This is a genomic window from Neosynechococcus sphagnicola sy1, assembly GCF_000775285.1.
GTDB lineage: Bacteria > Cyanobacteriota > Cyanobacteriia > Neosynechococcales > Neosynechococcaceae > Neosynechococcus > Neosynechococcus sphagnicola.
Window position 1 is genome coordinate 46,711 of sequence record NZ_JJML01000005.1, and the last position, 6,531, is coordinate 53,241.

4 protein-coding genes are annotated in these 6,531 nt (G+C 51.5%); 2 read left to right on the forward strand and 2 right to left on the reverse strand.

What is annotated here, in order from left to right:
- Positions 1-27: 27 nt before the first annotated feature.
- Positions 28-807 carry a photosystem II electron transport protein, Sll1252 family gene (locus DO97_RS03115; protein ID WP_036531075.1) on the reverse strand — a complete coding sequence of 260 codons (780 nt, stop codon included), beginning with the start codon at positions 805-807 and terminating at the stop codon, positions 28-30.
- Between the two features lie 571 nt (positions 808-1,378).
- On the opposite strand from DO97_RS03115, the gene DO97_RS03120 reads away from it, so the two are divergent.
- Together DO97_RS03120 and ppc are read left to right on the forward strand one after the other, a co-directional pair.
- Complete coding sequence (locus DO97_RS03120) at positions 1,379-1,618, forward strand: hypothetical protein (RefSeq protein WP_036531076.1); 240 nt, start codon at positions 1,379-1,381, stop codon at positions 1,616-1,618.
- 87 nt (positions 1,619-1,705) lie between these two features.
- On the forward strand, positions 1,706-4,786 hold the full coding sequence (gene ppc / locus DO97_RS03125; protein ID WP_081980598.1) for a phosphoenolpyruvate carboxylase: 3,081 nt from the start codon (positions 1,706-1,708) through the stop codon (positions 4,784-4,786).
- A 188-nt stretch (positions 4,787-4,974) separates the two neighbouring features.
- Here ppc and DO97_RS03130 read toward each other — a convergent pair whose 3' ends face one another.
- Positions 4,975-6,459, reverse strand: coding sequence for a response regulator (locus DO97_RS03130; protein ID WP_052128322.1), 1,485 nt, complete (start codon positions 6,457-6,459; stop codon positions 4,975-4,977).
- Positions 6,460-6,531: the final 72 nt, after the last annotated feature.

The following is a 6,531-nucleotide window of genomic DNA, read 5'->3' on the forward strand; positions in this document are numbered from 1 at the left end:
TCAACTCAAGGTTGACAGCGTCCCAGGTTAGGTTAAGCGGGTCAGTTGCACCCGGTATCGATCTTTCTTGGTGACGGTCACCTCTCCTACTTCCAGGCGGCCCTTTCCCCGGATAGCAACTAAATCTCCTGACTTTAGTTGATAGCTGGCTTCTGTGACTTCCTTCCAGTTGACCCGAACATCTTGACCGTGAATCATATCCACCATTTTGCTGCGGGAGACACCAAACCCAGCAGAGGCGATCGCATCTAACCGCATCGAAGCTTCCACGGTTGTCATCTCTTTTTGCTTAGGGACTCGCACCTTGAGTTCGGTGGGAGCAATGGCGCGAGTTTTGACGGGCACCGAGCGCACCTGGGTCAGGTGCAGAGCCAAAAAATCCTCCAGTTCCGGCACCACCAAGACCTGTGCTCCCCGTTCTCCCTGAACCAAAACATCCCCTACCTTCTCACGGACAATCCCAGTACCGAGAATCGAACCCAAAAAATCGCGGTGACTAGCGGCATCAAACAAAAAATTCCCGGCAATCTCTAAAACGGAGATCGGAACCATCAACAGCGTCGGATCAAGCTCGGCCCGAGCGATCGCCAGCCGCTGACGTTCAGCTTGGGGGTAACCGCCCGAGGCCAGTTGCTGGATTTCGGTCAGACGACTTAACACCTGGGTCACTTCCGCTAGTTCCGGTGGCGAGAGAAAATCAGTGACCATCACCTCCCAGGTTTTGATCGCTTGTTCTGCCTGGTCGATAATCCGGGCTAGACACCCACGATTTTCCACACCCTTCAATAACGTCTCTCTAGGCAACATTAATTTTTCGTCATTCCACAACTGCATTGATGAATCATCGGCAAGCAGAAATCAGCAGTTTTTACCGCCCTGCTGACAGGGTTACCCTTTTACCTGAAGTTTAGACTAAACGCAGATAGGAGCGATCGCCATTGGTCACGCTGGGATTTCAGCTGGCTAGGATACAAAACTATCCTTACTGGGCATCCCTCCGGGGCGATCGCAGGGTTTTGTCTCCCAGAACTCCTTGCTACAGCTGGCTTCAGCCATGACATCGCCCATTGGGGACTCGCAACCCTGACTGCCTGACAGAAGTAGGTGAAAGGTCATAGCATAGGGCAGATGGAGATGCAACAAAGCGCAAAGCGGGGAGTGGCGGCGGGGGTTAGGCAATCAGCGGGTGCGAGTGAGCCAGCTGTATATGCCCCTGGTGATAGCGGCATTAAGCGGATAATCACCCCTGGCTTTTTTCTTGTCTAACATAATTAGCTGACAATGTACTAAAGTGAATCTAAAAATTAGCGCCATTAGCAGCTCATAAGAGAGTGAGCTATGACTACCTTCACTGTTCCTTGCCCTGCTGAAGTTTCCTATGCAACCACAGCCCCCTCAACCCTACCAACCCGTTCCAGGAAAATGCTCTGGCAACCTATGGCTAGGACTGGCGACGATCCCCGTGTTAACAGGTCTTTGCATCAGTCGAACCCTGATGACGCTGGTGCAGGAAATGGGCCAAGGGAGTGAAGAGATCTTTCGGGGCGATCGCCTGCCATCTCTCAATTTTCCAATTCATGGTTCCACAGCTATGAAGTCGGATCAAGTGTCTGTTTAAGGGGAACATTCCCTCGCAGCAGCACCAACGACAATAGAATTTCACCCTAAAATTATTGAGTATCTTCGCTGGGCGAGAAAACACTCTATGAGTTCTACACTTCCCTGGTTAAATGATGGCTTTGAACCCAATACCATCGATGCCTCAGGAACAAGCCTGGATACTAGCAGTATCCAGGAAGTCAAGCATGGCTCAACGACAGAGGGGTTTTTGCGCTATCGCCTCAGGGTAGTTGAGGATTTGTGGGAACGGGTGCTGAAGCAGGAGTGTGGTCAGGAGTTGGTTGACTTGTTAAAACAACTCCGGGAACTTTGTTCACCCGAAGGTCAGGCCGCGGATTTCCCTGAAGCAGAGGTACTGCAACTGGTTGAAAAGCTGGATTTGAATGAAGCCATTCGAGCTGCTCGTGCCTTTGCTCTCTACTTCCAGTTGATTAATATTGTTGAACAGCATTACGAGCAGCGAGAGCAGCAGCAATATCGTTCTGCCCAATCAGCCCCTGAGCCTCCCTTCAAACACGCCCGTCACCCTGGAGCCTACAGCGAGATCATGGGATCGCGTCCAGAAGCGGAACTGTTGGAGAAGAGTTTGCAAGAAACAGACGCTCCTCGGCGGGATTTAGGAACCTTTCACTGGCTGTTTCCCCAACTCCAGAACTTGAATGTGCCCCCAGGCCAGATTCAGCACTTGCTGGACAATTTAGATGTCCGACTGGTGTTTACTGCTCACCCGACGGAAATTGTCCGCCACACCATTCGGGATAAGCAACGACGGTTGGCTGGCGTGCTGCGAGATCTCGATCAGGTAGAAGAAGGACGGGAGGAGACCGTCAACTTCGGTTCCTCCTGGGAAGTAGAAGCCTTGATGGGACGTCTAACCGAAGAAATTCGACTGTGGTGGCGCACGGATGAGTTACATCAGTTTAAGCCAACGGTCTTAGATGAGGTGGATTACACGCTGCACTACTTTAAAGAAGTGCTGTTTGATGCGATTCCTCATCTTCATCAACGGCTCCATCGCGCCTTAAAAACCTCGTTCCCCAAGCTGAATCCCCCCCGGTATAACTTCTGCAACTTCGGTTCCTGGGTTGGTTCAGACCGAGATGGCAATCCTTCTGTTATTCCCCAAGTCACCTGGGAAACCGCCTGTTATCAGCGCAGCCTCGTGCTCGAAAAGTATATTCAGTCCGTGAACCGTCTCACCAACTTGCTGAGTCTGTCATTACACTGGAGCGATGTGTTACCCGATCTACTGGAGTCTTTGGAACAGGATCAGTTACAGCTTCCGGAGATCTATAACCAGTTTTCCATTCGCTATCGGCAAGAACCCTATCGGCTGAAGTTGATGTATGTCTTGAAGCGGCTGGAAAATACCCGCGATCGCAACAACCGAGTCAAGCATGGTGATTGTCTACAACTGCACATTTCCGAAGCGGATGTGACGAATATCTACCGCTCTGGCCACGACTTCCTAGCGGAGTTACGGCTGATTCAGCGCAACCTTACGGAAACAGGGTTGACCTGTCGCGATCTGGAGCAATTGATTTGTCAGGTAGAAATCTACGGGTTTCATTTAGCGCAACTGGATATCCGCCAGGAGAGCTCTCGTCATAGTGAAGCCCTCAACGAAATTGCCGCCTATTTAGAGATTCTCCCCAAATCCTACAATCAGCTCAGTGAACATGAGCGATCGCTGTGGTTGTCCACGGAATTGCAAACGCGCCGTCCCTTGATCCCAGGCGAGTTACCTTTTTCGGAACCGACCTGTGAGATTATCGAAACCTTTCGGATGCTGCGGCGGCTGCAACAAGAATTTGGGGTTGACATTTGCCACACCTATATTATCAGCATGAGTCACGAGGTCAGTGATCTCCTGGAAGTGTTGCTCTTAGCAAAGGAAGCCGGGTTATACGACCCGGCCACAGGCTGCGGCAGTCTGCAAGTGGTGCCTCTCTTTGAAACGGTGGAGGATCTCCGCCATGCCCCCTCCGTCATGCGCTTTTTGTTTGAGCTGCCCCTCTATCGCGCCTTTTTACAAGGGGGTACCGCTACTCCCCCAGCTGCAGTGGCGCTGCAAGAAGTGATGTTGGGCTATTCCGATAGCAACAAGGACTCAGGATTTCTCAGTAGTAACTGGGAAATCCATAAGGCCCAGAAATCCTTACAACGAATTGCCCGAGCATTTGGCATTGAACTCTGTATCTTTCACGGACGCGGTGGTTCCGTCGGTCGGGGGGGCGGGCCTGCCCATGCAGCCATTCTGGCCCAACCCAGCCATACCATTGATGGCCGGATTAAAATCACCGAGCAGGGAGAGGTGCTGGCTTCCAAATATTCCTTGTTTGAACTAGCACTCTATAACCTAGAAAACATTACGGCGGCGGTCATTCAGGCAAGCCTTCTGGGGATTGGATTTGATGATATCCAGCCCTGGAATGAAATTATGGAAGAGTTGTCCATGCGATCGCGGGCTCACTATCGCAAGTTAATTTACGAACAACCTGATTTTGTAGATTTCTTCCATTCCGTCACCCCCATTGAAGAAATCAGTCAATTACAAATTAGTTCTCGGCCTTCCCGTCGGGGAGGTCGAAAGGAACTAGTGAATCTGCGAGCCATCCCCTGGGTCTTTAGTTGGACACAGAGCCGCTTCTTACTCCCTGCTTGGTATGGCGTGGGAACCGCACTGCAAGAATTTTTGGACGAAGCCCCGGAAGAACATCTGAAGTTGTTCCGCTATTTTTACTACAAGTGGCCTTTCTTTAAGATGGTGATCTCGAAGGTAGAGATGACCCTGGCAAAAGTGGATCTCCAGATTGCCCAGCATTATGTGCGCGAACTCTCTTTGCCCGAGGATCAGGAGCGTTTTATTAGCCTCTTTGAGCAGATTGCCCAGGAGTATCATCTCGCCCGTAACCTGGTGCTGAACATCACGGGGCACAAACGTTTGTTAGATGGCGACCCCGAACTTCAGCGTTCGGTGCAACTGCGCAACGGTACGATCGTGCCTCTAGGCTTTATTCAGGTGTCGTTACTGAAGCGACTGCGACAACATGCCAGTCAGGCTAGCTCCGGTACCATTCGCTCCCGCTATAGTAAGGGGGAGTTATTGCGGGGTGCCTTGCTGACCATCAACGGGATTGCCGCAGGGATGCGGAATACGGGTTAGCTACTAGGCGGGGTGGGATTCGTTCGCTGTGAAATGGGTTTGCAATCCTATAAGCAGCGGGGGAGACGCTAGGGTAACTCCCTAGAAATCTCTAACTGACTTGATGATGAAGGTGCAAGTCCTTGCTTTAGGTGCGAGTTCGATGCTCGCTACCCGCTTTCTCACAAGATCAAATCTGCCTAGAGTCTTCAACTAGGGCGGTTTAGTTGCTCGTTAATCAGGCATTCCACTTGATGATATTCCGCCCTCAGTTGCTCAATTGTCTCCTGCGATCTGACAAAGGTGTGGTTACGGCCACTGATTTCAAGGGCTGCACATTGCCCTGCCAAAATGGTTGCCCCAATGGCGGCGCTGGTGGACTTCAATTTGTGAGCGGTTTGCCACAATAACTCAGCATCTCCCTGGGCGATCGCCTGTTGGATCAGCTGAATCATCGGCGGTACTTCAACGAGAAAGCAATCAAAGATTTCCCGCAGAAACTCCCCATCGTCCCCTGACATTTCCCGCAGATCGGCGAGAACTTTTAGATTCAATGTCGGACTTTGGGAGTCAATACGGGCAGTCCCCGACTCCTCGATTTTCGGTTTTACTTCCCGTGACTGGTATCGCCGCAGAACCTGATCTAAGTCCTCAATACGGACGGGTTTACTAATGTAATCGTCCATACCCGCTGCTAAACAGCGTTCGCGATCGCCCTTCATGGCATTGGCCGTCATGGCAATAATCCAAGGACGGGAGGGTGCTGCCCATTGCTGATGAATTTGCTCAGTTGCTTCTAAGCCATCCATCTCAGGCATTTGCACATCCATTAAAATCAGGTCGTAGGGTTGACGATGTAACGACTCCAAAACCTCCAAGCCATTGGCTGCCACATCGGCGCGACACCCAAGACGTTGGAGCATCAGCAATCCCAGCTTTTGGTTGACCGCATTGTCTTCAGCCAATAGCACTCTTAAGGACAATGGTTCCGGCATTAAGGACTGCAAAGATGGCTGAAAGCTAGATTCGGCCTCCAGGCTGATCTCGCAACTATGTAAGGCTCGGCTCAAGGTACTCATGAGTTGCGCTTGCTTCACAGGTTTCAGCAGATAGGCTGAGGCTTTTACTTGGTCTAGAACCTGACGATGTTGTTGCCCCAGGGAAATCAACATCACAATGGGTAAGTTTTGACCCTTGGGATGCTGGCGCAGGGCTGTGACTAAAGCTGCGCCCTCAATGTCAGGCATCAGCATCTCCACAATTGACAGGTCAAAATCAGGCTGCTGACTCAGCTGTTCCAGGGCTTCTGTGCCGGAGTGAACGGATTGAGGGAACATTCCCCAGGATTGAGTTTGTAGCGTCAGAATCTGGCAATTTGTGGTGTTGGCATCCACAATCAGCAACCGTTTACCCGCTAGTTCCAGGGGAGGAATGACGCTCTCCGAGGTATCTGGATCGGGGGTAGCATGGGTCAAAATGGTGAACCAGAAGGTTGATCCCTGCCCAACCTGGCTCTCAACGCCAATGGTTCCCTGCATCATTTCACAGAGATGCTTACTGATCGCGAGTCCTAACCCAGTCCCGCCATACTTTCGTGTAATGGAGGAGTCAACCTGGCTAAAGGATTGGAACAACCGCTGCAGGCGATCGCGGGGACCAATCCCCGTATCCTTGACCGCAAAGCGCAGTTGCAATGGAGAGCTGGCCCTGGGGTTGGGGCTGGCAATGCTTCAGCCAGACCTAGCTGATGGTCAGGGATTTCCTGA

Coding starts and splice junctions, on each gene's coding strand:
- DO97_RS03120 (WP_036531076.1), top strand. CDS start 1,379: ATGCAACCACAGCCCCCTCAACCCTACCAACCCGTTCCAGGAAAATGC.
- ppc (WP_081980598.1), top strand. CDS start 1,706: ATGAGTTCTACACTTCCCTGGTTAAATGATGGCTTTGAACCCAATACC.
- DO97_RS03115 (WP_036531075.1), bottom strand. CDS start 807: ATGTTGCCTAGAGAGACGTTATTGAAGGGTGTGGAAAATCGTGGGTGT.